The organism is Verrucosispora sp. WMMD703 (assembly GCF_049178935.1).
GTDB classification, from domain to species: domain Bacteria; phylum Actinomycetota; class Actinomycetes; order Mycobacteriales; family Micromonosporaceae; genus Micromonospora; species Micromonospora sediminimaris.
In genome coordinates this window covers 671855-696207 of the sequence record NZ_JBMHMM010000004.1, presented here as the reverse complement: position 1 = coordinate 696207, position 24353 = coordinate 671855, and the positions used below count along the sequence as shown (strand labels likewise).

At 71.4% G+C, this 24353-nt stretch carries 23 protein-coding genes and 1 riboswitch; of the genes, 9 read left to right on the top strand and 14 right to left on the bottom strand.

Annotated features, from left to right (window positions below; all coding sequences use genetic code 11):
- Position 1: 1 nt before the first annotated feature.
- From paaC to paaA, 3 genes are read right to left on the bottom strand one after another with little or no spacing between them, the layout of a single operon-like run.
- Positions 2-727 (bottom strand): 1,2-phenylacetyl-CoA epoxidase subunit PaaC, encoded by a 726-nt coding sequence (gene paaC, locus ACN26Z_RS03865; RefSeq protein WP_421459878.1) that lies wholly within the window; start codon positions 725-727, stop codon positions 2-4.
- On the bottom strand, positions 724-1011 hold the full coding sequence (paaB, locus tag ACN26Z_RS03860) for a 1,2-phenylacetyl-CoA epoxidase subunit PaaB (protein ID WP_093404003.1): 288 nt from the start codon (positions 1009-1011) through the stop codon (positions 724-726). Before paaB ends, paaC begins: the two co-directional genes overlap by 4 nt.
- Positions 1008-2069, bottom strand: coding sequence for a 1,2-phenylacetyl-CoA epoxidase subunit PaaA (gene paaA, locus ACN26Z_RS03855; protein WP_093404001.1), 1062 nt, complete (start codon positions 2067-2069; stop codon positions 1008-1010). The genes paaB and paaA overlap by 4 nt, the downstream gene beginning before the upstream one ends.
- 356 nt (positions 2070-2425) lie before the next feature.
- On the opposite strand from paaA, the gene ACN26Z_RS03850 reads away from it, so the two are divergent.
- Both ACN26Z_RS03850 and ACN26Z_RS03845 read left to right on the top strand, forming a co-directional pair.
- Positions 2426-3403 (top strand): hypothetical protein, encoded by a 978-nt coding sequence (locus ACN26Z_RS03850; protein ID WP_421459875.1) that lies wholly within the window; start codon positions 2426-2428, stop codon positions 3401-3403.
- Complete coding sequence (locus ACN26Z_RS03845) at positions 3403-4338, top strand: serine hydrolase (RefSeq protein ID WP_282240341.1); 936 nt, start codon at positions 3403-3405, stop codon at positions 4336-4338. The genes ACN26Z_RS03850 and ACN26Z_RS03845 overlap by 1 nt, the downstream gene beginning before the upstream one ends.
- 18 nt (positions 4339-4356) lie before the next feature.
- Here ACN26Z_RS03845 and ACN26Z_RS03840 read toward each other — a convergent pair whose 3' ends face one another.
- Positions 4357-5208 carry a menaquinone biosynthetic enzyme MqnA/MqnD family protein gene (locus tag ACN26Z_RS03840; protein ID WP_210940005.1) on the bottom strand — a complete coding sequence of 284 codons (852 nt, stop codon included), beginning with the start codon at positions 5206-5208 and terminating at the stop codon, positions 4357-4359.
- Between the two features lie 239 nt (positions 5209-5447).
- On the opposite strand from ACN26Z_RS03840, the gene ACN26Z_RS03835 reads away from it, so the two are divergent.
- Together ACN26Z_RS03835 and ACN26Z_RS03830 are read left to right on the top strand one after the other, a co-directional pair.
- A complete protein-coding gene (locus ACN26Z_RS03835) occupies positions 5448-7523 on the top strand; it encodes a HelD family protein (protein ID WP_282240342.1) in 2076 nt (691 codons plus the stop codon).
- 135 nt (positions 7524-7658) lie between these two features.
- A complete protein-coding gene (locus ACN26Z_RS03830; RefSeq protein WP_421459873.1) occupies positions 7659-8453 on the top strand; it encodes a VOC family protein in 795 nt (264 codons plus the stop codon).
- Positions 8454-8504: 51 nt separating this feature from the next.
- Here ACN26Z_RS03830 and ACN26Z_RS03825 read toward each other — a convergent pair whose 3' ends face one another.
- The 7 genes from ACN26Z_RS03825 to mqnE form a co-directional block, all read right to left on the bottom strand.
- Positions 8505-9308, bottom strand: coding sequence for an ABC transporter ATP-binding protein (locus ACN26Z_RS03825; RefSeq protein ID WP_282240344.1), 804 nt, complete (start codon positions 9306-9308; stop codon positions 8505-8507).
- Positions 9305-10408 (bottom strand): FecCD family ABC transporter permease, encoded by a 1104-nt coding sequence (locus ACN26Z_RS03820; protein WP_282240345.1) that lies wholly within the window; start codon positions 10406-10408, stop codon positions 9305-9307. Before ACN26Z_RS03820 ends, ACN26Z_RS03825 begins: the two co-directional genes overlap by 4 nt.
- A gap of 27 nt (positions 10409-10435) precedes the next feature.
- On the bottom strand, positions 10436-11371 hold the full coding sequence (locus tag ACN26Z_RS03815; protein ID WP_421459872.1) for an ABC transporter substrate-binding protein: 936 nt from the start codon (positions 11369-11371) through the stop codon (positions 10436-10438).
- 109 nt (positions 11372-11480) lie between these two features.
- Positions 11481-11541, bottom strand: a riboswitch (cobalamin riboswitch).
- 170 nt (positions 11542-11711) lie between these two features.
- Positions 11712-13592 (bottom strand): M14 family zinc carboxypeptidase, encoded by a 1881-nt coding sequence (locus ACN26Z_RS03810; protein WP_421459871.1) that lies wholly within the window; start codon positions 13590-13592, stop codon positions 11712-11714.
- Between the two features lie 175 nt (positions 13593-13767).
- Entirely contained in the window at positions 13768-14058 is a 291-nt protein-coding gene (locus tag ACN26Z_RS03805; RefSeq protein ID WP_093403985.1) for a DUF4229 domain-containing protein, read from the bottom strand.
- A gap of 37 nt (positions 14059-14095) precedes the next feature.
- Positions 14096-14518, bottom strand: coding sequence for a hypothetical protein (locus ACN26Z_RS03800; RefSeq protein ID WP_093403983.1), 423 nt, complete (start codon positions 14516-14518; stop codon positions 14096-14098).
- A gap of 24 nt (positions 14519-14542) precedes the next feature.
- Entirely contained in the window at positions 14543-15712 is a 1170-nt protein-coding gene (gene mqnE / locus ACN26Z_RS03795; protein WP_093403982.1) for an aminofutalosine synthase MqnE, read from the bottom strand.
- Between the two features lie 248 nt (positions 15713-15960).
- On the opposite strand from mqnE, the gene ACN26Z_RS03790 reads away from it, so the two are divergent.
- A complete protein-coding gene (locus ACN26Z_RS03790; RefSeq protein WP_421459870.1) occupies positions 15961-17565 on the top strand; it encodes an NlpC/P60 family protein in 1605 nt (534 codons plus the stop codon).
- A gap of 1172 nt (positions 17566-18737) precedes the next feature.
- Here the strand turns inward: ACN26Z_RS03790 and ACN26Z_RS03785 are convergent.
- Positions 18738-18938, bottom strand: a complete 201-nt coding sequence (locus tag ACN26Z_RS03785) for a hypothetical protein (protein WP_421459869.1) — start codon at positions 18936-18938, stop codon at positions 18738-18740.
- Between the two features lie 86 nt (positions 18939-19024).
- Between ACN26Z_RS03785 and ACN26Z_RS03780 the strand changes: the two genes are divergently transcribed.
- The 3 genes from ACN26Z_RS03780 to ACN26Z_RS03770 all read left to right on the top strand — a co-directional run bounded on the left by ACN26Z_RS03780 (position 19025) and on the right by ACN26Z_RS03770 (position 22163).
- Complete coding sequence (locus ACN26Z_RS03780; RefSeq protein ID WP_421459868.1) at positions 19025-19726, top strand: hypothetical protein; 702 nt, start codon at positions 19025-19027, stop codon at positions 19724-19726.
- 197 nt (positions 19727-19923) lie between these two features.
- Positions 19924-21456: a DEAD/DEAH box helicase gene (locus ACN26Z_RS03775; RefSeq protein ID WP_421464517.1), complete on the top strand. Its 1533-nt coding sequence runs from the start codon at positions 19924-19926 to the stop codon at positions 21454-21456.
- A gap of 77 nt (positions 21457-21533) precedes the next feature.
- A complete protein-coding gene (locus ACN26Z_RS03770) occupies positions 21534-22163 on the top strand; it encodes a putative glycolipid-binding domain-containing protein (protein ID WP_421459867.1) in 630 nt (209 codons plus the stop codon).
- A gap of 61 nt (positions 22164-22224) precedes the next feature.
- Here the strand turns inward: ACN26Z_RS03770 and ACN26Z_RS03765 are convergent, their stop codons facing one another.
- Positions 22225-23316, bottom strand: coding sequence for a PLP-dependent cysteine synthase family protein (locus ACN26Z_RS03765; RefSeq protein ID WP_210940022.1), 1092 nt, complete (start codon positions 23314-23316; stop codon positions 22225-22227).
- Positions 23317-23354: 38 nt separating this feature from the next.
- On the bottom strand, positions 23355-23813 hold the full coding sequence (locus ACN26Z_RS03760; protein WP_093403973.1) for an Lrp/AsnC family transcriptional regulator: 459 nt from the start codon (positions 23811-23813) through the stop codon (positions 23355-23357).
- A gap of 268 nt (positions 23814-24081) precedes the next feature.
- Between ACN26Z_RS03760 and ACN26Z_RS03755 the strand changes: the two genes are divergently transcribed.
- Positions 24082-24351, top strand: coding sequence for a BldC family transcriptional regulator (locus ACN26Z_RS03755; protein ID WP_093403972.1), 270 nt, complete (start codon positions 24082-24084; stop codon positions 24349-24351).
- Positions 24352-24353: the final 2 nt, after the last annotated feature.

Sequence of the window (24353 nt, the reverse complement as noted above, 5' to 3'; positions counted from 1 at the left end):
GTCACCAGCGTGCCCCGGGGTGGGCGCGATGCACCACCTGCATCTCCGCGAGCAGGTACGACAGGTGTTCGGTGTGCACCCCGTCGCGCCCGCCGGCCGGCGTCCAGCCGACCTCCGGGACGGTGAGCGTCGCCTCGGCTAGCACGGCGGTGACGGTGTCGTCGAACTCGGACCGCAGGGTCGCCGGGTCGACCGGCGCGTCCGGCCGTGCGGCGAACAACTCGTCGGCGTACGGCCAGACCTGGTCGATCCCGGCCTGCATCCGGCGGTGCGACTCCTCGGTCCCGTCGCCCAGCCGCCTCACCCACAGCGCGGCGTGGTCCAGGTGGTACGCGGACTCCTTGCGGGCCTTGCCGCCGATGGCGGCCAACCGCTCGTCCGGGCAGCCGGCCAGGGCGGTGTAGAGCGGCACCTGGTACGCCGACAAGACGAGTAGCTTCGCCATTGTCACCGCGAAGTCACCGTTCGGCAGCTCGACCAGCAGGCAGTTGCGGAACTCCCGGTCGTCGCGCAGGTACGCCAACGCGTCCTCGTCCCGGCCGGCGCCCTCCAGCTCGCCCGCGTACGACAGCAGGAGCCGGGCGGCACCGAGCTGGTCCAGGGCGATGTTGGACAGCGCGATGTCCTCCTCCATCTCCGGCGCCCGGGTGCTCCACTCGGCCAGCCGCTGCGCCGCGATGAGCGCATCGTCACCGAGGGCGAGGGTGAAGGGGAAGAGCTCGCTCACAGGTGTGCCACCCCGTCGGGTACCTCGTAGAAGGTGGGGTGGCGGTAGACCTTGTCGGCGGCCGGGTCGAAGAAGGCGTCCTTCTCGTCCGGGCTGGAGGCGGTGATGGCGCTCGCCGGCACCACCCAGATCGACACGCCCTCCTGCCGTCGGGTGTAGAGGTCACGGGCGTTACGCAGGGCCAGTTCCGCGTCGGGCGCGTGCAGGCTGCCGACGTGGGTGTGCGCCAGCCCGCGCCGGGCCCGGACGAAGACCTCCCAGAGCGGGGTGTGTTGCCGGCTCACGCTGCCACCTTCTCCTTTTCCTTCACCGCACGCTTGGCGGCGTACGCGGCGGCCGCCTCACGCACCCAGGCGCCCTCGCTGTGCGCGCGGCGCCGGTGCTCCATCCGCTGCCGGTTGCACGGCCCGTTGCCCTTGATCACCCGCATCAGCTCGTCGTAGTCGGGCTGGGTGAAGTCGTACGCCTGGCGCTCGTCGTTCCAGCGCAGCTCCGGATCGGGAAGGCGCAACCCGAGCGCTTCGGCCTGGCCGACGCACATGTCCACGAAGCGCTGGCGCAGCTCGTCGTTGGAGAAACGCTTGATCTTCCAGGCCATCGACTGCGCGGAGTGGGTGGAATCGCCGTCGGGTGGGCCGAACATGGCCAGGGAGGGGTACCACCAGCGGTCCACCGAGTCCTGGGCCATCGCCTTCTGCGCCGCGGTGCCGTGCGCCAGGGTGTGCAGGATCTCGTAGCCCTGACGCTGATGGAAGGACTCTTCCTTGCAGACCCGGATCATGGCCCGGGCGTACGGGCCGTACGAACAGCGGCACAGCGGCACCTGGTTGACGATCGCGGCACCGTCCACCAACCAACCGATCGCGCCGACGTCGGCCCAGCTCAGCGTGGGGTAGTTGAAGATCGAGCTGTACTTCTGCCGGCCGTCGAGCAGCAGGTCGACCAGCTCGTCCCGGCTCACGCCGAGAGTCTCGGCGGCGGCGTAGAGGTAGAGACCGTGTCCGGCCTCGTCCTGCACCTTGGCCAGCAGGATCGCCTTGCGCTTGAGGGAGGGAGCGCGACTGATCCAGTTGCCCTCCGGCTGCATGCCGATGATCTCCGAGTGGGCGTGCTGGGCGATCTGCCGGATCAACGTCCGCCGGTACGCCTCCGGCATCCAGTCACGGGGCTCGATCTTCTGGTCGGCGTCGACGACCTCGGCGAAGTAGGCGGCCAGGTCGCTGCCCGGCTCGGCGGCGGCACGGCCGCGTTCCGCGGCCGCACGCAACGCCGCCTCTGCGGCCTCGACCTCACCGAGCAGGCCGCCGGGCGCGTCCTCGCCCGGGAAGTCATTGCCATACATGTCCCCAGTGTTACAGCTGAGGGTAGAAGACGCCAGGGGGTGTCATACAAATTCGAGGCACCCTACTGTTACCCCCTGTTCGCCGTCCGTGGCGCAGGTAACTATGAATTAGGTCACGAATCAGCGACAAATCCTCGCAACGACCGCATAGCGGTTCGTTATCCCGCCTTCACGGCGAGTTGCCCGGTGTCGAGTCCTGGCATAACGCCGATCCGCACGTAGACTTCCCCCGTCACACCGATCGGCTGACGACGATCGCCAGCTCAGGCCGCTTCCCCCGGCCCAGGTGATCCGCACCGGTCAGTCCTGGCAACAAGCCGGTCCCCCCGGCCCCGACATCTGGAGCTCACCCGCTCATGCGACCTCGCGTGACCATGGTGCTCGCCGCGACGGCGGTACTGCTCGGCGGCGTCATGCTGGTGCCGGCCGCCTACGCCCGACTCTCGGCCGGCGAGGCGGAGGCCAGCCCGGAGAGCGTCGCCGCGCCCACACCCGCGCCACCGCCGCCGCCGACCCTTGCCGCCGGCAAGGTCTCGGTGAACTTCAAGGGCGAGTTCTTCTCCTGGGCACTGCTGGACCGGGAGACCGACCAACTCTCCGGCTCCAAGAACATGGCCGCGACGAGCTCGACCGAGTCGATGCTCAAGGCCTGGATCGTCGCCGACTACCTGCGCCAGCTCGGCGACAAGGAGCCGCCCGCGTCGATGAAGAAGGCTGCCAGCCTGGCCATCCGGGACAGCAACGACGACGCGGCCAACAAGGTCTACGCCGCCGCGGGCGGTTCCTACCGCGCGCCCGGGAACGGGCAGCCCGGTCCGGTGCTCAAGGCGGCGATCAAGCTGTGCGGCCTCACCGATACCAAGCCCGGCAACGTCAAGGGCTACGAGGGTTGGTGGAGCTTCACCCGGATGTCCCCGCGCGACGCGGTACGGCTCGGCGACTGCATCGCCGACGGCACCGCCGCCGGACCCAAGTGGACGAAGTGGCTGCTCACCGAGATGAGCAAGGTTCGCGGCAGCACCGCCGCCAAGGACCAGAAGCCCCGAGAGGGCGGCGGCCGATGGGGCATCATCGACGGCCTGCCGGAGTCGATCACCAGTCAGGGTCCGGTCAGCATCAAGAACGGCTGGACCGTCCTCAACTACGACGGCAACTGGCACGTCAACTGCCTGGCCGTGACTGAGAAATGGAGCCTCGCGGTGATGCTGCGCTACCCCCGGCAGAGCGAGCTCGACTACGGGGCGGACGTCTGCGCGAGCGTCGCGAGCCAGTTGGTGACGCCGCAGCCCGGCGGTGCCCTCAAGGTGCCCCAGCAGCCGATCGGAAAGCTCTGATGGCCGGCCGCAGCCGCAACGGCGAGACATCGCCGCTGCGTCTGATCGCCATCGCCGCCGTACTGATCGGGCTGGTGCTGGTGTCGCTGCGCCTGCTGCCCGGGTCGCCCTTCGAGTCCACGGCCGCCGCCCAGTGGGGACGCGGCGAGTCACCGGCGGCCCGGGACGGCGCGCTGACCGACCGGAGCGCACGGCCGTCGCCGTCGCCCAGTCCCTCGCCGGAGCCCGAGCCGCTGCCGTTCGAGGCGAAGGAGATCGACCTGGACATCGACGGCTGGTACGCGTGGAGCGTGCTGGACCGCCGTTCGGGGGAGATCATCGGCTCGGACGACATGGATGAGACCAGCACCACCGCCTCTCTGATCAAGGCCTGGATCGTCGCGGACTACCTGCGCCGTACCGCCGACGCCGGGCAGACCCCGAGCGACGCGAAGCTGGCCGACCTGACCCGGATCATCCGGGACAGCGACAACACCCGCACCGAGCAGCTCTACACCCAGATCGGCCGGTCGGCCTCGATCAAGCGGCTGTTGTCCACCTGCGAGCTGACCGACAGCAAGGTGTCCAGTGATCTCGGCTGGAGCCGTACCGAACTCTCCCCCCGGGACACCGCCCGCCTCGGCAACTGCATCGCCGACGGCACCGCCGCCGGCCCGAAGTGGACCAAGTGGCTGCTCAGCGAGATGCGTCAGGTACGCGGTGCCGGCGACTTCGGCATCCGTAAGGCGTTCCCGGCCGCCGAGGCGAAGAAGATCGCCATCAAGAACGGCTGGGTCGACCGCACCCGCGAGCAGGAGATGCACGTCAACTGCCTGGCGATCGGCGACACCTGGACGATGGGCGTGATGCTCCAGTACCCGATCAACAAGGGCTACGAGTACGGCATGAAGAACTGCGAGAAGATCACCGAGGCCCTGCTCACCAGCAGCCCGTGAGCCTGCCGCACCCGCGGCTCAGCGGGTGAAGAAGGCGGGACCGGTGGGGGGCAGGGGCGGGGTTTCGCCGTGGGCGGCGGCGCGGCGGGCGAACTCGCGGATGCCGGCGACCTGACGTTCGCCGAGGGAGAAGTCCAGGGCGCGGAAGTACTCCGCGAGCGTGCTCGCGTCGAACGGCTCCCACCGGGCGGCCGACTCGGCGACCTGGTCCAGCTCGGCCAGGCACAGGTCGCGCGAGCGCAGGAACGCCTCGTGCACCTCCTTGACCAACCCGGGATGCGCTGCGGCGAAGTCACGGCGGACCGCCCAGACGGCGAAGACCATCGGCAGCCCGGTCCACTCCCGCCACGCCTGACCCAGGTCGGTCACGGTCAGCCCCTGCCGGGGTGCCTCGTACATCGCCCGCAGCGCCACGTCGCCGATCAACACCGCGGCGTCGGCCTCCAGCAGCATCTGGGTCAGGTCCGGCGGACACCTGAAGTACTCCGGGCGGACCCCGTACCGCTCGCGCAGCAGCAACTGGGCGAGCAGCACTCCGGTGCGCGAGGTGGAGCCCAGCGCCACCCGTGCGCCGTCGAGGTCGGCCAACGGCCGGGTGCTCACCAAATTGACCGACAGCACCGGCCCGTCGCTGCCCACGGCCAGGTCGGGCAGGAGCAGCAGTTCGTCGGCGTGCTTCAGGTACTCGACGAAGGTGATCGGCCCGATGTCCAGGTCTCCGGCGACGAGTTGGGCGCTGAGCCGGTCCGGCGAGTCCTTGCGCAGATCGACATCGAGCAGGGCACCGGAGCGCATCAGCCCCCAGTAGATGGGCAGGCAGTTGAGGAACTGGATGTGCCCCACGCGGGGGCGGGCGAGGCGCTCGACCATGCCCCGACCGTATCCCCACCGCCCGTGACCTGCTCAGCCGGACGTCGCGGAAGTGGCCAACCCCGCACCCGCCGCTGCCTGGGCCGGGAAGAAAACCGGTTGTCCACGGCACGCCCTCCAGTAGGCTGTTCGTTCCGCCCGACGGCCGGGGTGAGTAGCACCGCAGCGGACGTCCCCGCGCCGACCCACGAGTCGGAAACGCGAGCGGCAGCCTTCTTCCCGTGTCGAGGAGTCCGTGGATGAGCCTGCACGCCGAAAAAATCCCCCAGCCACCCGCGCTGGACGACGAACTGGCCGCCGAACGGGCGCACCTGACCCGCTCGCGGGCGGCGCTGCACCGGATGCGGGAACGCGCCGAGGCGCTCTTCGCCACCGGCGACAAGGTGGCCGGGGACGCGTACACCGCCGAGCAGCTCGGCCGGCACCTTGCCCGGCGGGTCGCCGAACTGGCCGACGACCCGCGCACGCCGCTCTTCTTCGGCCGGCTCGACTTCGGCGACGCGGATGCCGAACACGCCGGCCGCCGCTACCACGTCGGCCGCCGGCACGTCACCGACGAGCAGGGCGAACCGTTGGTGCTGGACTGGCGGGCACCGGTCTCGCGCGCGTTCTACCGGGCAAGTGCCCGCGATCCGCAGGGCCTGGCGGTACGCCGCCGGTTCGGTTTCAACGACGGCAAGCTGACCAGCTTCGAGGACGAGCACCTGGACCGGGGCGAGGAACTCGGCACGGCCAGCCGGATCCTCACCGCCGAGATCGAGCGTCCCCGGGTCGGGCCGATGCGGGACATCGTCGCCACCATCCAACCCGAGCAGGACGAACTCGTCCGGGCCGACCTGGCCGACTCGATCTGCGTGCAGGGTGCCCCGGGCACCGGCAAGACCGCCGTCGGGTTGCACCGGGCGGCGTACCTGCTCTACCTGCACCGGGAACGGCTACGACGGTCGAAGGTGCTGGTCGTGGGCCCGAACCGGGCGTTCCTCGGCTACATCGCGGCGGTGCTGCCCGCGCTCGGTGAGGTCGAGGTGGAGCAGGCCACCGTGGAGGACCTGGTCGGCCGGGTGCCGGTACGCGCGGTGGACCCGCCGGTCGTGGCCACGCTCAAGCACGACGCCCGAATGGCCGAGGTGCTGCGCCGGGCCGTCGACGCGTACGTCGGCGAGCCGACGGAACCGGTGCTCGTCTCCGACGGCTCGTTCCGCTGGCGGATCGGACTGGAGCCGCTGCACCGGCTGGTCCAGGACACCCGCGCGGAGCGTCTGCCGTACGCCGTCGGGCGGGACCGGGTCCGGGCCCGGGTGGTCGGACTGCTGCAACGGCAGGCCGAGGCGCGGCGCGCGGAGTCGCCGAGTGATGCGTGGCTGCGCCGGATGAGCCGGTCGAAGCCGGTCGCCGGGTTCCTGGACGCCGTGTGGCCCGCGCTCACGCCGGACGGCCTGCTGCACGCGCTGTACACCGAGCCGGACCGGCTCGCCCAGGCCGCTGACGGCCTGCTCAGTGCCGACGAGCAGCGGCTGCTGACCAGTGCCGGGTCCGGCCGTACCACCACCGGAACCGGATTGGGGCGGACGGCGAAGGCGACCCGGTGGACGGCCGCCGACGCCGTGCTGGTCGACGAGGCGGCCGGCCTGCTCGAACGACCGGCCGGCTACGGACATGTCGTGGTGGACGAGGCCCAGGACCTCTCAGCGATGCAGTGCCGGGTCATCGCCCGACGCAGTGAGCACGGCTCGCTCACGCTCCTCGGCGACCTGGCGCAGGCCACCGCGCCGTGGGCCGCCAGCGACTGGCGGGACAGCCTGCGCCATCTGGGCAAGCCGGACGCGACGGTGGTGCCGTTGACCATCGGTTTCCGGGTGCCCGCCGCCGTGCTGGCCTTCGCCAACCGGCTGCTTCCGGCGCTGGCTGTCGACGTGCCGCCGGCCGAGTCGCTGCGCAGCGACGGCGCGCTCGCGGTGCGTACCGTCAGCGATCTGGCGGCCGCGACGGTGGCCGAGGTGCGGACGGCGCTCACGCACGAAGGGTCGATCGCCGTCATCGCCGCCGACGACACCGTGGACGGGCTGCGGGCGGCGCTGGCCGAGGCGGGGGTGGAGACCGCGACCGCCGACGGGCCGGCAGCCGGGGCGCGCGTCACGGTGATGCCCGCGACCCTGGTCAAGGGTCTGGAGTACGACCACGTCATCGCGGTCGAACCGGCCGCCATCGCGACCGCCGAGTCACGCGGCCTGAACCGGCTGTACGTGGTGCTCACCCGGGCGGTGTCCCGGCTGTCCGTGCTGCACGCCGCGCCGCTGCCCGCACCGCTCGGCTGACCTCGACCGGCGGGAGCGGAGTCGCCGGTTCAGTTGACGTTCCCCCGGTTTCCACCCCGAACAGCGGCGGGCCGGTGCCACCATGCCGAGAAGGGCGGCCGGCCGGTGGTCGCCGCAGGTCGGAAAGGGGTGGCCGTGGTCAGCGTCGCACCGGGTACGCCCTGTTGGGCCGACCTGGCGACGCCGGGGCTCGACGCGGCCCGAAGGTTCTACCCGGAACTGTTCGGCTGGACCGGCCGGATCGACCCCGAGCCGGAGGCCGGCGGGTACACGGTCTTCCTGCTGGGTGGCCGGGCGGTGGCCGGGGCAGGCCCACCGGCGGTGCCGGATCAGGTGCCGATCTGGTCGACGTACGTGGCCACCGACGACGCCGATCTGGTCGCCGGCCGGGTGGAGCGGGCCGGCGGACAGGTCGTGGTGCCTCCGTTCGAGGTCTTCGACCGGGGTCGGATGGCGGTCTTCACCGATCCCGCAGGAGCCGCCTTCAGTGTCTGGCAGCCGATGGCCTTCGCCGGGGCCGAGGTGTTCGACGTGCCCGGTGCGATGAGCTGGACCGAACTGGTGACCCCCGATCCGGACGGGGCACGGATCTTCTACGAGCTGGTCTTCGGTTGGCAGCCGGAGGAGGAGCCGATGGGTCAGGTCGCGTACACCGGGTGGCGGCTGGGCGATCGGCTGGTGGCGGGCATGATGCCGCCGCTGGGCGAGGAGTTCCCGACCGACTCGCCGGCCTACTGGACGCTGTACTTCTCCGTCGCCGACGCCGACGCCACCGCCGCCCGCGCCGCCGAACTGGGTGGCACCATCCTGGTACCACCGCGCGACATCCCCGCCGGCCGCGTTACCGCCCTCCGCGACCCCCACGGAGCCCTCTTCTCCCTAATCTCCCTAACCACCCCCACACCCCCACCCCCACGCCCCACGCGTTGATCAAGAAGTTTGCGTCTGGATCCGCGTCCTCCCGCGACCAAAACTTCTTGATCAACGCGACTTGAGGGTGGGGCGGGTGGGGAGGACGAGGGGGCCGTGGGGGCCGGGGATGACGCGGACGTGGGCGCGGTAGTGGCGGGCGAGCAGGTCCTCGGTGAGGACCTCGTCGGGGGGGCCGGAGGCGACGACGCGGCCGTCGGCCAGCAGCACCATGCGGTCGGCGTACTCGCCGGCGATGGAGAGGTCGTGCATGGTGGCCAGCACCGTCAGGCCGTGCGTCCGACGTAGCTGGTCGACCAGTTCGAGAACCTCCTGCTGATGGCCGATGTCGAGGGCGCTGGTCGGCTCGTCGAGCAGCAGCAGGGTGGCGCCCTGGGCCAGCGCCCGGGCCAGGAAGACCCGCTGCCGCTCACCGCCGGAGAGGGTGGCCAACTCCCGGGCGTGGAAGCCGGCGAGGTCCAGCCGGTCGAGCACCTCGTGCACCACGGCCAGGTCGGCGGCGGACTCCCGGCCCAACGGCGGGATGTACGGGTTACGACCGAGCAGCACGTAGTCCAGCACCGCCATGCCGGGCGGTACGACAGGCGACTGGGCGACCGTGGCCACCACCCGGGCCCGTTCCCGGCGACGCAGCTCGCCCAGTGGCGTACCGAAGAGGCGGACGGCGTCCGGTGCGGGGAGCAGGCCGCCGACGGCGCGCAGCAACGTCGACTTGCCCGCGCCGTTGGGGCCGATCACCGTGACCCACTCGCCGGTGGCGACGGTCAGGTCGACGCCCGCGAGGATCGGCGTACCGTCCAGGCTGATCCGCAGGTCGCGTAGGTCGACGGCGGGGGCGGCCGACGAGCCGCTCACGTCAGCACCCGCCGGGCGGAGCGCAGCACCACCACGAAGAACGGGCCGCCCAGCAGCGCGGTCACCACCCCGATCGGGATCTCCTGCGGTGCGGCGGCGGTCCGCGCCACCACGTCGGTCAGGGCGAGGAAGGCCCCCCCGAACAGCAGCGACAGCGGCAGGATCACCCGGTAACTCGCCCCGGCGAGCATCCGTACGGTGTGCGGCACGATGATGCCGACGAAGCCGATCAGGCCGGAGGCGGAGACGGCGGCGGCGGTGCCCAGCGAGGCGGCGGCGATCAGCAGGTACCGGGACCGCTGCGGATGCAGGCCGAGGCTGGCCGCCTCGTCGTCGCCGACCGACAGCACGTCCAGCTCCCGTCGGTGCAGCAGGATGATCAGGCTGGTCAGCAGGAAGTACGGCAGCACCAGCCGGACGTCCTGCCAGCCGGCGGTGGCCAGCCGCCCGAGCAGCCAGGAGTACACCTGCTGGATGCTCTCCGCGTTTCGTTGCAGCAGGTACGTCTGCCCGGCGCTGAGGAACGCGGAGACGGCCACCCCGGCCAGGATCAGGGTGGCCGGGGAGCGGCTGCGTCCGCCGGCAGAGCCGAGCAGGTAGGTCATCGCCACCGCGCCGAGGGAGCCGACGAAGGCGGCCAGCGGGATGGTGACCGGCAGCCCGCTCAACGCGCCGCCCACGCCCACTCCCAAGGTCAGCACCACGGTGACCGCCAGCCCGGCCCCGGCCGCTACTCCGAGCAGGTACGGGTCGGCCAACGGGTTGCGGAACACCCCCTGGTACGCGCCGCCGGCCAGGGCGAGCAGCCCACCGACCAGCAGACCCAGCACCGCCCGGGGCAGCCGTAGCTCGGTGACGATGGCGATCTCCCGCTCGGTCAATCCGCTGTCCAGGCTTACCCCGGGCAGCAGATTGAGCAGTTCGATCGCGACGCTGCCGGGCGGCAGGCTGACCGGGCCGAGCGAGACCCCGGCCACCAGCGCGACGAGCACGGCGAGCACTCCGGCGGCGAGCCAGCGTTTCCGCAGGCCCGCCGGCCGGGGCGGGGTGGCCGCCCCGGCCGGCGCGACGGGGCGACCGCGCTTCAGCACGTCGTGCATGACCCGGTCAGCGCCCGGCGGCCATCGTCACTGGGACACCTTGGCGGTGGCGTCCACGATGGTCCGCAACAGGTCCACCACACGCGGCCCCCACCGGGAGGCGATGTCGTCGTCGAGCTCCACGACCTGGTCCTGCTGCACCGCGGTGAGCGAACTCCAGCCGCTGCGCGCCTTGACCGTCGCGGTGCTCTGCTGGCAGCACTTGACGTCGGAGAGGAAGACGAAGTCGGGGTTGGCCTTGACGATCACTTCCTGGGACAGCTGCGGGTAGCCGCCGTTCTTTCCGTCGGCGTCGGACGCGTCGGCGATGTTCTCCAGCCCGGCGAGGCTGTAGATCGAGCCGATGAAGGTCTTGCTGGTCGCGGTGTACAGCTCCGGACCCAGCTCGTGGAAGTAGGTGGGCGCCTCGGCGCGCTGCGGCACCTCGGCCACGATCTTCGTGATGTCGTCCTTCATCCGCTGGACCACGTCGGCCGCCGCGTCGGCGTTGCCGGTGAGCGTGCCCAGCTCGGTGAGCTGCCGGTACGAGTCGTCGAGGGTCTGCGCCGCCGGAGTCAGGTAGACCGGGATCTTGAGCGTGGTGAGCTGCTCGACGATCTTGTTGCGGTCGTCGCTGAGCACCACCAGGTCGGGGTTCTTCGCGGCGACCGCCTCGGCGTTCGGCTGGTAGCCGGAGAGGTCCGTCTTCGGCGCGTCGGCCGGGAAGTTGGACTGGTCGTCCACCGCGGCGACCTGCGGACCGGCGCCGATCGCGAAGAGCATCTCGGTGGCCGTCGCCGAAAGCGAGACGATCTTCTCCGGTCGCTGTTCCAAGGTCAGCGAACCGACGGTGACGGGGAAGGTGGCGGCGCTGGGGCTGCCGCTGGCGGCGGGGGTGTCGGGGGTCTGCTCGGCGCAGGCGCCGAGCGCGAGCGCAGCCGCCGCCAGGCTGGCGGCGAAGACCACGGGGGTACGTCTGAACATCGGTCCTCCTGTCGGTCGAGGATGTGCTGCTTCGCCGACAGGGAGCCGAGGCACCCGTCCGCGAGGCGCCCTTCCTCGAGAGCGCGAATCGCGACCGCGCCCCAGGCGACCTGGCTCGTCCCCGGTAACGGGGCATCACAGTTGCGGGACAGCGCCGGTGTCGCACCGGCTTCGCTGGAACGGGTCGGTAAGACCGTAGCGCACGTCGCTTCTGCGCCCCGTTGAGCTGGCGGGTCGCGCTGCCGGAGGCCCGGCGGTGAGCGCCGGGAGAAAGCCGGTCTGCCCGTTTGGTCCCTGGAACGGGGCCCCGCGCGAGGGGATGGCGGGGCCCCGTCCGATTTCAGGAGGAGGTGATGGTGACGTTGTCCACAGCCGCTTCGACGAGGCTGGCGGTCGAGGTGTCCGCGGCCTCCACCAGGATCCGGATGGACTGGCCGGCGTACGGAGTGAGGTTGAGGTTCGACACCGTCCAGGCACCGTTGCGGTTGCTGGCCGCGCCGGCCTGGGTGAGCAGCGCCGTGGTGCCGCCGCTGTGCACCACGCTGACCCGGAAGTAGTCCGCCGACGACGAGTTGGAGCCGTGCGCCAGGTACCACGCCAGCGACAAGGTCAACGTGCCGCTGGCTGGCAGCGCGACAGCCGGCGAGCGGGCGCTTGTCACCCCGCCGTCGATGTCGTAGTCACCCGCGCCGCTGCCGGCCAGGCGGCCGGTCACCAGGTCGTTGCTGCCCGCGTACGGGGTGAGCTGCTTGGCCCCGCTGGAGCTGGTGGCCTGCGCGGCGCCCCGTTCCCACTGCCCGGTGGTCGCGGTGTCGGTGCCGTTGGGGTTTGTCGTCCAGCCGGTCGAGGTCTCGAAGGTGTCCGACCAGACCGTGGTCCCTCCGCCACCGCTGCCGCAGTACTGGGCCTGCTTGCCGATGGCCCGGTACGGGCAGTCGGCGTACTCGGAGAGGATCAGCACCGCCTCGCGGTTGCGCGAGGTCTGCTGCGGGATGACCTCGTCGGGCGGGTAGAAGCCGCCACCGGAGGCCGAGCCCGGATACAGCTCGAAGGTGTACGCCCAGATGCCGTGCGTCGCCCACATCCAGTCGATGCTGCTGCCGTCGGTGACGTACAGGTCGCTTGACTGCTGCGGGGTGAAGCCGTTGGTCGCCGCCATCTGCTGGCCGATGGTGGCGAAGGTGTTGTACTGGTCGGCGCTCATCCCCGGGGCGGTGTTGTTGTAGGTGTAGCCGTACGGCCAGAGCACCAGCTCGGAGTAGGTGTGGAAGTCGATGTTCGCCTTAATCTGCTGTACTCCGCCGACGACCCGGCTGTTGACGAAGTTGCGCAGCGCCTGCGTCTCGGGGGCGGAGAACGCCGACGGACCCCGGTAGGTGTCCGAGGAGGTGGAGCCGGACGAGCCGCCGCAGCAGCCCCAGTTGTAGCTCCAGTTCCGGTTCAGGTCGGTGCCGACGTACGACGATCCGCTGTTGGGTTGGCGGTTCTTGCGCCACGACCGGTAGGAGCCGGTGGCGATGTCGTACTCGCTGCCGTCCGGGTTGACCGAGGGCACGACCCAGATCTCCCGGTTGTTGACCAGGCTGGTGATGCGGGAGTCGGAGCCGTAGTTGTCGGTGAAGAGGTTGAGCAGGTAGAGCGCCATCTCGACGGTCAGGTGCTCCCGGGCGTGCTGCTGGGCGTTGAACAGGATCTCCGGCTCGTTCTCGTCGGTGGCGACGTTGTCGGAGATCTTCACCGCGACCAGGTCGCGGCCCTCGTAGGAGCTGCCGATGCTGACCTTCCGCGCGAGCGTCGGGTGATCGGCCACCACCTTGTTCACCGCCGCGATCATCTCCGGGTAGTCGTGGTAGTTGGAGTCGGCCGACGGGAAGCCGAGGAGCCCGACGTCGCCTTCCGCCTGTCCCCGTTCGGTCGGCAGCGCGGCGATCGCCTCCAGCCGGAACCCGAGCCGGGTGATGGCGGCGGCTTCGGCTCGGGTGGCCGAGACGTGCAGCACCCCGTGCTCGGAGTAGTCGATGGCGGCACCCGTACGGGCGACCGCGCTGCGATCGGCGAGCGTCTTCGGGCCGAGTACCCGGTAGGGCACGGCGGCCGGTTGTTGATCCCGGTTGGGCGCCGGTTCGGCGGAGACCGGTGGCGCGGCGATGGTGAGCAGGCCGAGCCCGGCGGCGACGATGAGCGCCAGGGCACGGCGGACGGGGATGGAACGGAAGGCCATGGACAACCTCCTGGAGGCGCGGGGATCCCCCGCTCGGTAGCGGACAGCCCACCACCTGTCACATGGTCATATCAACATTGATCGCTGTTTGGCCCATCCCAACCGGATACTCATGTCCGCGACATGTTCCCGTCGACCGCACGCCACGTAACCGGAGACCAGGTCGCCGGGGCGCTCAGCCCTTCTCGTCGGTGGGCCGGTCACCCGTCGCGCCGTCGGCCTGGTCGTCGCCGGCCAGGGCGGACCGCAGCCGCTCCTTCTCCACGCGACGACGCTCGGCGGCGGCGGCCATCTCCTCGGCCATCTCGTCACGCCAGCCTTTGAGCAGGAAGAACGAGAGCGCTGCGGAGAACAGCAGCGCCAGGATCAACTTGAGGAAGATGTCCATGTCGACCGGCCAGAGGGCCGCCACCACGACCACGAACAGACCGATCCGGCCGAGCGTGTACTTGACCGCCGCACTCACGTTCGTTCGCTCCGCTCGCTCACGTCGTCACTCTGCCTCAGCCGGTCCGGTTGGCCAGCCAGCGCACGCCGGGAAACCAGATCATCGCGTACACCACGGTGAACGTGGTCGCGGCGAGCACGCCGGACAGCAGCGGCGGCAGCGTCGTGGCCACACCGGCCACCAGCAGCCCGGAGACCACCGCCATCGCCACGGCCACCAGCGCCGCCACCACCCGGGGCGCCCCGAAATCCCAGGCCCGGAAGTCCTCCCAGAACAGCCAGGCGGGCAGGATCACGGCGAGCCAGCCGTTGGCCTGGCCGAACTCACCGGCACCGAACCAGGCGAAGGCCACGTCGAAGATCACCAACACCAGCAGCCCGATGACCACCCCGGCCAGACCGACACCCACCAGGTCACCCAGGGTCCGGATCCGCCCCTCGGCGTCCCGGCGGGGAAATGCGCTCTGCTGCTCGGTCATCGTCGTGCCAGGGTACGCGTCGGATCAGGCCCAGACCTGCTGCGGCTCGGCCCGACGCTCGGCCAGCGTGGGTGCGGCGTCGTACTCGCGGACCACCTCGTAGCGGGTGTTGCGCTCGACCGGGCGGAACCCGGCGTCCCAGATGAGGTGCAGCAGGTCGTCGCGGTGCATGGTGTTCGGCGTCCCGTACGAGTCGGCGTCGTGGGTGATCTTGTATTCCACGACCGAGCCGTCCAGGTCGTCGACACCGAAGTTGAGCGAGAGCTGGGCCACCGACAGGCCGTGCATGACCCAGAAGCACTTGACGTGCGGGACGTTGTCGAACAGCAGCCGAGAGACCGCGAAGGTCTTCAGCGACTCGGCCGGCGAGGCCATGGTGGTGCGGGCCTGGATCCGGTTACGGATCTTCCCGTCCGCCGAGTCGACGAAATCGTGCTGGTAGCGCAGCGGGATGAAGACCAGGAAGCCGCCGGTCTCGTCCTGCAACTCACGCAGCCGCAGCACGTGGTCGACCCGGTGCCGGGGCTCCTCGATGTGGCCGTAGAGCATGGTCGACGGGGTCTTCATCCCCTTGCTGTGCGCCAGCCGGTGGATCCGGGACCAGTCCTCCCAGTGGCAGGCGTGGTCGACGATGTGCTGGCGGATCTCCCAGTCGAAGATCTCCGCGCCGCCACCGGTCAGCGACTCCAGGCCCGCGTCCATCAACTCGTCGAGGATCTCGTCGGCGCCCAGCCCGCTGATCTTCTCGAACCACTGCACCTCGGTCGCGGTGAACGCCTTCAGCTTGACGTTCGGCAGCGCGGCCTTCAGCTCGCGCAGGACCTTGGGGTAGTAACGCCAGGGCAGGGTCGGGTGCAGGCCGTTGACGATGTGCAGCTCGGTGAGCTGCTCGTCCTCCATCTCCTTGGCCTTGCGGACCGCCTCGTCGATGCGCATGGTGTACGCGTCCTTCTCGCCCGGCTTGCGCTGGAAGGAGCAGTACGCGCAGCTCGCGCTGCACACGTTTGTGAGGTTCAGGTGCCGGTTGACGTTGAACATCACCCGGTCACCGTTCATCTCGGTGCGCCTGTGGTGGGCCAGTCGCCCCAACCAGGTCAGGTCGTCGCTGGAGTAGAGGGCGATCCCGTCCTCACGAGTCAGCCGCTCCCCCGCGTACACCTTCGCTTCGAGCTCGCGCTTGAGTCCGGCGTCCATCGAAAGCCCCGTCCCCTTCCACCTGCGGTCGCGACCGGAACACGGTCGCCACCCGAGCCTACGTCGGCCGCGTCGGCAACTCACACCGTGGTGGTCAGCAGCGAACTCTCAGCCTCCCGTTATCCGGCCAGACATCGACATCAGTGCACCGCGTGAGGTAAGACAGGGTGGGGCACGACACACACTGGTAGCGTCCCGAACCGCCGCGCCGACCGAGCGTGGCAAAGCAGCGCCGGACGGGGAGCGGAATGATCGACAGCGCGGACGGACGGCAGCGGCGACGAGGTCCGGTGGTCTCTCCGGTGCTCCGGCCGGCGCTCTGGTCCGCCCTGCTCGCCGCGGTCGCCAGTACGGTCCTCGCCGCACCGGCGTACGCCGAGCCCGGCATACCCGTCACGGTGCCCGACACCGGTTCCCGGCCCACGGCCACCGGGCCTCTCCAACTACCCGGCATGCCCGCCGGAACGACCCCGGGCCTGACGCCACCGGCGCTCGGCACTCCGGGTGCCAGCGCGTTGGAAACCAGGATCACCGCCGCGGAGGCGCGGGTCGCCGAGTTGGGCACCCGACTGCTCGAACTCGAACAGCAGCGCAACGAGGTGCAGACCCAGTTCCTCACCGCCGAGCGTGATCTGGAGTTCGCCCGGGGCGCGGTCCAGCAGGCGCAGCAGCGCGCCGACCAGGTCGCCGCCGAGGCCATCAAGGCTGCCGCCGCGCTACCTCCCGGTGGTTTCGCCACCGACCTGCGTGACCTGGATCTGCTCAGCCGGGCGAACCGCGGCGAGAAGGTCGGGCACGACACCGGCCCGGCCGCTGGCGAGATGGCGCGTGCCCGCGCCGACGAGCAGGTGGCGACGCAGGCGCACGCCGCCGCCCTGTCGCGACTTCAGGGCGTTCAGCAGCAGTACACCGCCACCAAGCAGGCACTGCGCGACGCCGAGGCGGAACTGATCAAGCTGCGCGACGAGAACTCGGCGCAGTTGGTCGAATTGGCCCGCCAGCAGGAGGCCGCCGAGCAGCAACTCGGCGCCGACTACGTCGACCAGTCCGCCGGTGGGCTGGCCGCGCACCCCATCGCAAAGGCCGCCGTCGCGTACGCCCGCAAGCAGCTCGGCGACGACTACGAATGGGCGGCCGAGGGCCCGGACACGTTCGACTGCTCGGGCCTGATCTGGGCGGCATACCGATCGGCGGGTTACCGCCAGCTGCCGCGAGTCTCCCGGGACCAGTACCGCGCAACCAGCTCGCGGACGGTGCCTCGTACCGCGCTTCTCCCCGGCGACCTGGTCTTCTTCGCCTCCGGCAGCAATTGGCAGAGCATCCACCACATGGGCATGTACATCGGCGGCGGCAAGATGATCCACGCGCCGACCACAGGTGACGTGGTCAAGATCTCCACGGTTCGCTGGTCCCGGCTCTACGCCGCGACCCGGGTGGTGGGTGCGGTTCCGGCACCGACGTCCTCGCCGACCCCGTCGCAGCCACCCAAGCCCAAGCCCAAGCCGACGCCGAAGCCGACGCCGACCAAGACGACAAAGCCGACGCCGAAGCCCACCAAGACGACGACTCCCTCGCCCACCCCCTCGGGCTCGACCACGCCGTCGCCGACCCCGACGGGCTCCACCACGCCGTCGGCAACTCCGTCGGCGACCGCCACCCCGTCGGCAACCCGGTCTGCGACCACCACCCCGTCGGCGACGACCTCGGCCTCCGAGGCCACCTCGCCGACCCTCGGGGCCAGCAGCGTCGCTCCGACCACGGCCGCCAGCAAGGCCGACCCGACCACGGCGGCGAGCAGCGCGGCACCGGACGAGAGCGCTTCGGCCAGCCCGTCCACGGCCAGCGGACGGTGAGCTGAGCCCGCACCCGCCGCCCGCCCGCGCCGCGCACGCCTGCCGGTCACCGGTAGTGACAGGGCAGGGTGCAGATTGCACTTGGACCGTCATGTCTCTGCGGCATTTTCATGTCTCCCTGACATGACGCTCGTGGGACAGGTGTCCGTCCGCGCAGGGCAGCCACGCCAAAGCCACGGCATAGCATCTGATCGCGGCTGGTCGATGTGTGTGCTGCCGGGCGGCCGATGACACCCGCGACGCGGTACGCACTCCGGGTGTGCCGCACGGGTGGAATATGGCACGGTGTCACTCAGGCACTCCCGGTCCGGCGACACGGTCCGGTTGCGAGCGTGGCGCGGAGGCGACGATGACGGAGCAAGAGGTTCCGGCGGGGCTGGCGGGTCCGCCCCCCACGCCCACCGCCGAGCGAGAATCCACCGACACCGCCCAGCCGGAACCCGCCCCCACCAGCGAGCCGGGTGCCGGTGGTTCCGCAGACCCGACGGTCGATGAGCCCGCCCAACCACCCACCGAGCGGCCCAGCGCAGACGCCGCCCAGCCAAGCGCAGACGCCGCCACCCCGCCGAGCGCGGACGCCGCCCCGTCGAACGCGGACATCCCCACCGGGCCGAGCGCAGACATCGCCGCACGGTCCAGCGCAGACGCCGCCACCCGGCCGGCGGGACCGGCCCGGGGCCGGGCAGGCGTCGCCAAGGTGACGGCACCCGGCGGCGTGAGTCACGGTCAGCCACCGGCCGGTGCCGGGCTGACCGGGGGCGGAGGGGGCACCACGTACCGGGCCACCGCCGGACCGGTGGGCACGAGCGGAGGTGTCGCCCTCGGCGGATCGACCTCGGCGGCCGGCACGGCCGGTGTACCCGGTCAGCGGGAGGCCGTCCAGCCGTACCGGAAGCCGACGGCATTGAAACCGGCGCGGGCCAGTGTCCGGGTGCCTGGGCTCAGCCGGGTGAGCGTGGACGAGGCGGAGTCCGCCGGAGGCGGCGGCAAGACGCCCGGTGTCTACCGGTCCGCTCCGGCCCAACCGGGAGCGGCCAGGCCGGCCGAACCGGAACCGGTCGAGCCACCGGAGCCCGCTCGGCCGCCGGAGCCGGCCGAACCGCCGACGCCACCCGCACCCGGGCCGGAACCGGCACCCCATCCCCCGGTGCCTGGACCGGTCCCACCTGGGCCTACCCCACCGTCGCCGTCGCCGGCACCGCCCTCCCCAGCACCGGTGCCGCCGACGCCCGGTCCGTACCCGCCGGGACCAGCCCCCGTTCCGCCGCCCGCCCCCCGGCCCGCGCCGCCGGTTCCGGGCCCGCCGACGCCGCCTCCCGGGCCACCCGTACCGCCGCCGACGCCGCCTCCCGGGCCACCTGTACCGCCGCCACCGCCGCCACCGGGCCCGATGCCGGCGCCGCCGTTCCCGCCGCCACCGGCCAACGCCGACACCATCCGGCCCACACCGTCCACCGCCGTGTCCCACACCGGCTCGCCCGCCAGCCCCGGCGAGGCTGACGTGGCTCCGGTCGTGCCGGCGCCGGCGCTGCCGGTCTGGCCGCCACCGACCAACCCCGGCGGCCGCCGGGACGAGCCCGCGCCCATCTCCCCGGCGCTCGCGCCCCGGCCCTCGTCCCGTCCGGGACTGCGTCCGGGCTCCGCCGGGTCACTCGCGGGCTCCGCCGGGTCGCTCGCGGCGGTGGACGGGCCGGGCGGTGATCCAGGCGCGACGCGAACCCAGAGCAGCACGGCCGAACCGCCTGCCTGGGTCGGGACGTCCGCGACCGGATCCACGCCGGGCGTCCGGTCCCCCGGAGAGAAGGAGCAGACGGACCGCCCGGCCAAGACGGAGCGCCCGGCTGAAGTAACGCCTGCTCAGCGTCCCGGCGGCTCTGACCTGAGCGCGTACTACGCCGGGTTGGAAAGCTCGGCGACGGTGGCCTTCCCGGCCGGTGAGCAGGAGACCTCCGGCTCGTTGACCGGGCACATCCTGGCTCAGGGCTGGGCGGACACGGCGGCCGAGAGGTCGCGCAGCACGCTCCGGGTCGTGATCCTGATGGCGGTGGCACTGGGGGTGCTGGTGGCGATCAGCGTGATGGTGGTGCTCTTCGCAAACGACGCGCTGCCCAGCGCGAGCAGTGGGCTGCCGGGCGACCGCCAGCCCCCGGATCGTTGGTGAGTCCGCCCACTACCCGACTCCGGCGCGGGTGGGCACGCGCCGACCGCCGTACACTGGTCGCTGATCATTGACCTGGCGCGTGCACAAGCGCCCATGGGCGATCTTGCGGAAGATCCGGCGGCCACGGCCGCAGCGGGACATCGCGAAGATGCGCCCCGCTCGAAAGGCATTTCTTGACCACCTCCGCTGAACTCGGCATGCCCCCGTTCTCCCCCGACCTTCCCGCCACGCCGCAGCCGGCCGGCACGACCACCCCGGTCACCTTCGACTCGCTCGGGCTTCCCCGGCAGTTGGTCCGCGCCTTGGACCGACAGGGCATCACCACTCCGTTCGAGATCCAACAAGCCACCGTGCCGGACGCGCTGGCCGGACGCGACGTGCTGGGCCGTGGGCAGACAGGCTCCGGCAAGACCCTCGCGTTCGGGCTGCCGCTGTTGGCCCGGATCGCCGCCGGTGAGCGGGCCCGGCCCCGGCATCCACGGGCTCTCGTCCTGGTGCCCACCCGCGAACTGGCCATGCAGGTAAACGACGCGCTGCTGCCGCTGGGCAAGGCCGTCGGCGTGTTCCTCAAGACCGCCGTCGGCGGGGTGCCGTACGACCGGCAGATCGATGCCCTGCGGCGCGGCGTCGAGGTGGTGGTGGCCACCCCGGGTCGGCTCGCCGACCTGATCGACCGGGGCGTGTGCCAGCTCGACGACGTCGAGGTCACCGTGCTCGACGAGGCCGACCAGATGGCCGACATGGGTTTCCTGCCCGAGGTCACCGAGTTGCTGGCGAAGACCCCTGCGGATGCGCAGCGACTGCTCTTCTCGGCCACTCTGGACGGCGACGTCGACGCGCTCGTGCGGCGGTTCATGACCGACCCGGTCACCCACTCGACCGCCCCACCCACCGCGGCCGTGTCCACGATGGACCACCACCTGCTGCTCATTCCGCCGCAGGAGAAGTTCCCGGTGACCGCGTCGATCGCCGCGCGGCAGGGCCGGACCATCGTGTTCGCCCGTACCCAGTTGGGCGTGGACCGGCTGGTCACGCAGCTCGCCGCCGTCGGGGTACGGGCCGGCGGGCTGCACGGCGGCAAGACGCAGCGGATGCGCACCCGCACGCTGGCGGAGTTCCGCGAGGGACGGACAAACGTCCTGGTCGCCACCGACGTCGCGGCGCGGGGCATCCACGTCGACGGGGTCTCCCTCGTGCTGCACGTCGACCCGCCGAAGGACCCGAAGGACTACCTGCACCGTGCGGGGCGTACCGCCCGGGCCGGTGAGGCCGGTGCGGTGGCCACTCTGGTGCTGCCGAAGCAGCGCCGCACCACCCTGGCCATGCTGGAGAAGGCCGGCGTGGAGCCGGCTCAGTCCCGGGTACGCGTCGGCGACCCGGTGCTGGCTGAGCTGACCGGGGCGCGGGAGCCGAGCGGGGTGCCGGTACGCGAGGAGCCGGAGCAACAGCACCGGCGCGGCAGCCGGCCGGGCGGCCCCCGTCGCTTCGGCGACCGGCCTGGCGGCGAGCGCCGCTACGCCGACCACGGTCACCGGGGCGAGCGCCGCTTCACGGAGCAGGCACCGGGCGACCGCCGGTACCACGACAACCCGCGCGGCGACCGCCGCTTCGGCAGTGACCGGGGCGGTCGGTCGGAGGGCTGGAATCGGTCGGAGGGCTGGAACACGCACGATCGGCCACGCGACGACCGGCGTGGGACGGGCGGCCGACCGCGGGCTCGCAGCTACTGACCACCGCGCTCCGCTCGCGGTGCTGATCTTCGGCGCATACGCTGCCCGGCTCCGCCGGGTGGCGTAACGTCCGGCTCATGCCGACCACGCCGAAGTCACTGCTGTGGACCCGTACGGACACCGCCGGTGCCGAGCACGCCCTGGTCGACGACGGCCACGGCTTGGCGGCGCAGGGCACCCAGTTGGCCGTCGACCCGGTTCCCTACACGTGTCGTTACCAGGTGACCACCGACACCGACTGGGCCAGTGTCCGCCTTGAGGTCGAGGTCGAGGGAGCCGGGTGGCGGCGCAGCGTACGGCTGGAACGGGCGACGCAGCGGTGGCGGGTGACCGCCGCCGAGCAGGGTGACCTCGACGCGGTCCTGACCGCCGCCGGGCACGCCCCGGCCGGGCTGCCCGGCGTGGAGGACCCGGATCGGCTGGCCGACGCCCTCGACGTGGATCTCGGTGGCTCGCCGCTGTTCAACACGCTGCCGCTGCGTCGGCTCGGCCTGAACACCGCGCCCTCGGACACCGCGCACTCGATAAGCGTGGCCTGGGTGCTGCTGCCCAGCCTCACCGTGCTTCCCGCCGAGCAGGTCTACACCGGGCTGGGCCCGAACCGGTTCCGGTACGCCAGCGGCGGCTTCAGCGCCGAGGTCGAGGTGGACGCCGACGGCTACGTGCTGCGTTACCCAGGGCTGGCCGAGCGCGCCGCCACCCGCTGACGGTCCGGCCGGGCGGTCAGGCCGGCCATGGCACTCCGGTTCAGGGACGCCGGCCGGGCGGTCAGGCCGGCCAGGAGCCGTCGGTCAGGAAGCGGTCGACGGTGGCCAGGTGCGGTGCCAGGTCGAGGCCCTGCCCGGCCACCCATTCGTCGGCGTAGTAGGTGTCGGCGTACCTGTCGCCCGCGTCGCAGATCAGGGTGACCACCGAGCCCGTCCGGCCGGCGGCCAGCAGCTCGGCGATCAGGCCGAAGGCACCCCACAGGTTGGTGCCGGTCGAGCCGCCCACCCGCCGGCCCAACACCGCCGAGGCGGCCCGCATGGCCGCCAGGGAGGCGGCATCGGGCACCTGCACCATCCGGTCCACCACCGAGGGCAGGAAGGACGCCTCCACGGTCGGGCGGCCGATGCCCTCGATCCGGGAGCCCCGGCCGGTGCGTACCGACCAGTCGGCCGCCTGCCAGGCGGGGTAGAACGCGGAGTTCTCCGGGTCGACCACGCAGAGCTTGGTGGGCAGCCGCCGGTAGCGGGCGTACCGGCCGATTGTGGCGCTGGTGCCACCGGTACCCGCGCCGACCACGATCCACGCCGGGATCGGATGCCGCTCCAGGGCGAGCTGCGCGTAGATCGACTCGGCGATGTTGTTGTTGCCCCGCCAGTCGGTGGCGCGCTCCGCGTAGGTGAACTGGTCCATGTAGTGCCCGCCGGAGTCCTCGGCGAGCCAGCGTGCCTCGATGACCACCTTCGCCGGGTCCTGGACGAGATGGCACCGGCCGCCCTGGAACTCGATCTGGGCGATCTTCTCGGGCGAGGTGGAGGCGGGCATCACCGCGATGAAGGGCAACCCGAGCATCCGGGCGAAGTACGCCTCGGAGACCGCCGTGGAGCCGGACGACGCCTCGATGATCGTGGTACCCGGCCCGATCCAGCCGTTGCAGAGCCCGTACAGGAACAGGGAGCGGGCCAGCCGGTGCTTCAGCGACCCGGTCGGGTGGACCGACTCGTCCTTGAGGTAGAGGTCGATCCCCCAGTGCCGGGGCAGCGGGAACGGCAGCAGGTGGGTGTCGGCGGACCGGTTCGCGTCAGCCTCGACCGCCGCGATCGCCTCGGTCACCCACCGCCGGCTGGCCTCGTCGCACCGGTCGAGATGAGTCACGCCCGGAAACCTAGCAAGCCGACAGGCGGTGCTCGGGCTCAGGCCGTCGGCGGAGCGACCGACTGCGGGCGGTTCTCCCACTTGGTCGACAGCGCGATGCCGGTACGGGTGGAGGCGACCCCGGGTGTCCGGTTCAGCCGTACGATCAGCTGCTCCAACTCCGCGATGGTGCCTACCCGGGCCTTGAGCAGGAAGGACTCGACGCCGGCCATGAAGTAGCAGGATTCGATCTCGGGCATGACCCGGAACGCCTCAAGCACGTCGTCGGTGTCCGCCCCGGAGTCCTCCACGATGCCGATCAGGGCGGTCACACCCAGCCCGATGGTCTCCGGCTCGACCTCCGCGCGGTACGCCCGGATGACGCCCCCGGACTCCAGCTTCCCGACCCTTTCGTGCACCGCCGGAGCGGAAAGGCCGACCTGGCGGGCCAGCTCGGCGTACGACAGGCGGGCGTTGCCGCGGAGCAGGTCCACGAGGTTGAGGTCGATGGCGTCCACGGACTGTGACCCTAGTCGGCGTGGCGTTACACCCGGACTCCGGTATCCGTTTGACCTGGCAGCGGGTGACAGTTCGCATACCCGGGGTTCGGAGGGCGCGACGCCGGTACCATTTACTAACTTCCCACTCAGTGCGTTTTTCGCGTTTGGCGGACACGCCAGGTCGCTGGTGCTGTAATTGCCATACGTCCCTCATGACGGCTCTGGGCTCGCACCGGCCGGGGGCAGTGTGTTCAGCCGGGGGCTTCGTCGACGCGAGGAGGGGGCTGTGGACACTGGAGATCGCCTGCTGACACCGGGTGAAGTCGCCGCACTGTTTCGGGTGGACCCGAAAACCGTGACGCGATGGGCGGCGGCGGGCCGGATCGGGAGCATCCGGACTCCAGGAGGGCATCGCCGGTTTCGGGAATCCGAGGTGCGAGCCCTGCTTGAAGGGGAGGGCATGCTGGACGAGGCGGACGAGATGGGTAGACCGCAAAACGCGGGCCCGGCCGCTTCGACCGGCACTGCGGGCCCGGCGAATGCCGGAATGTACTGAAG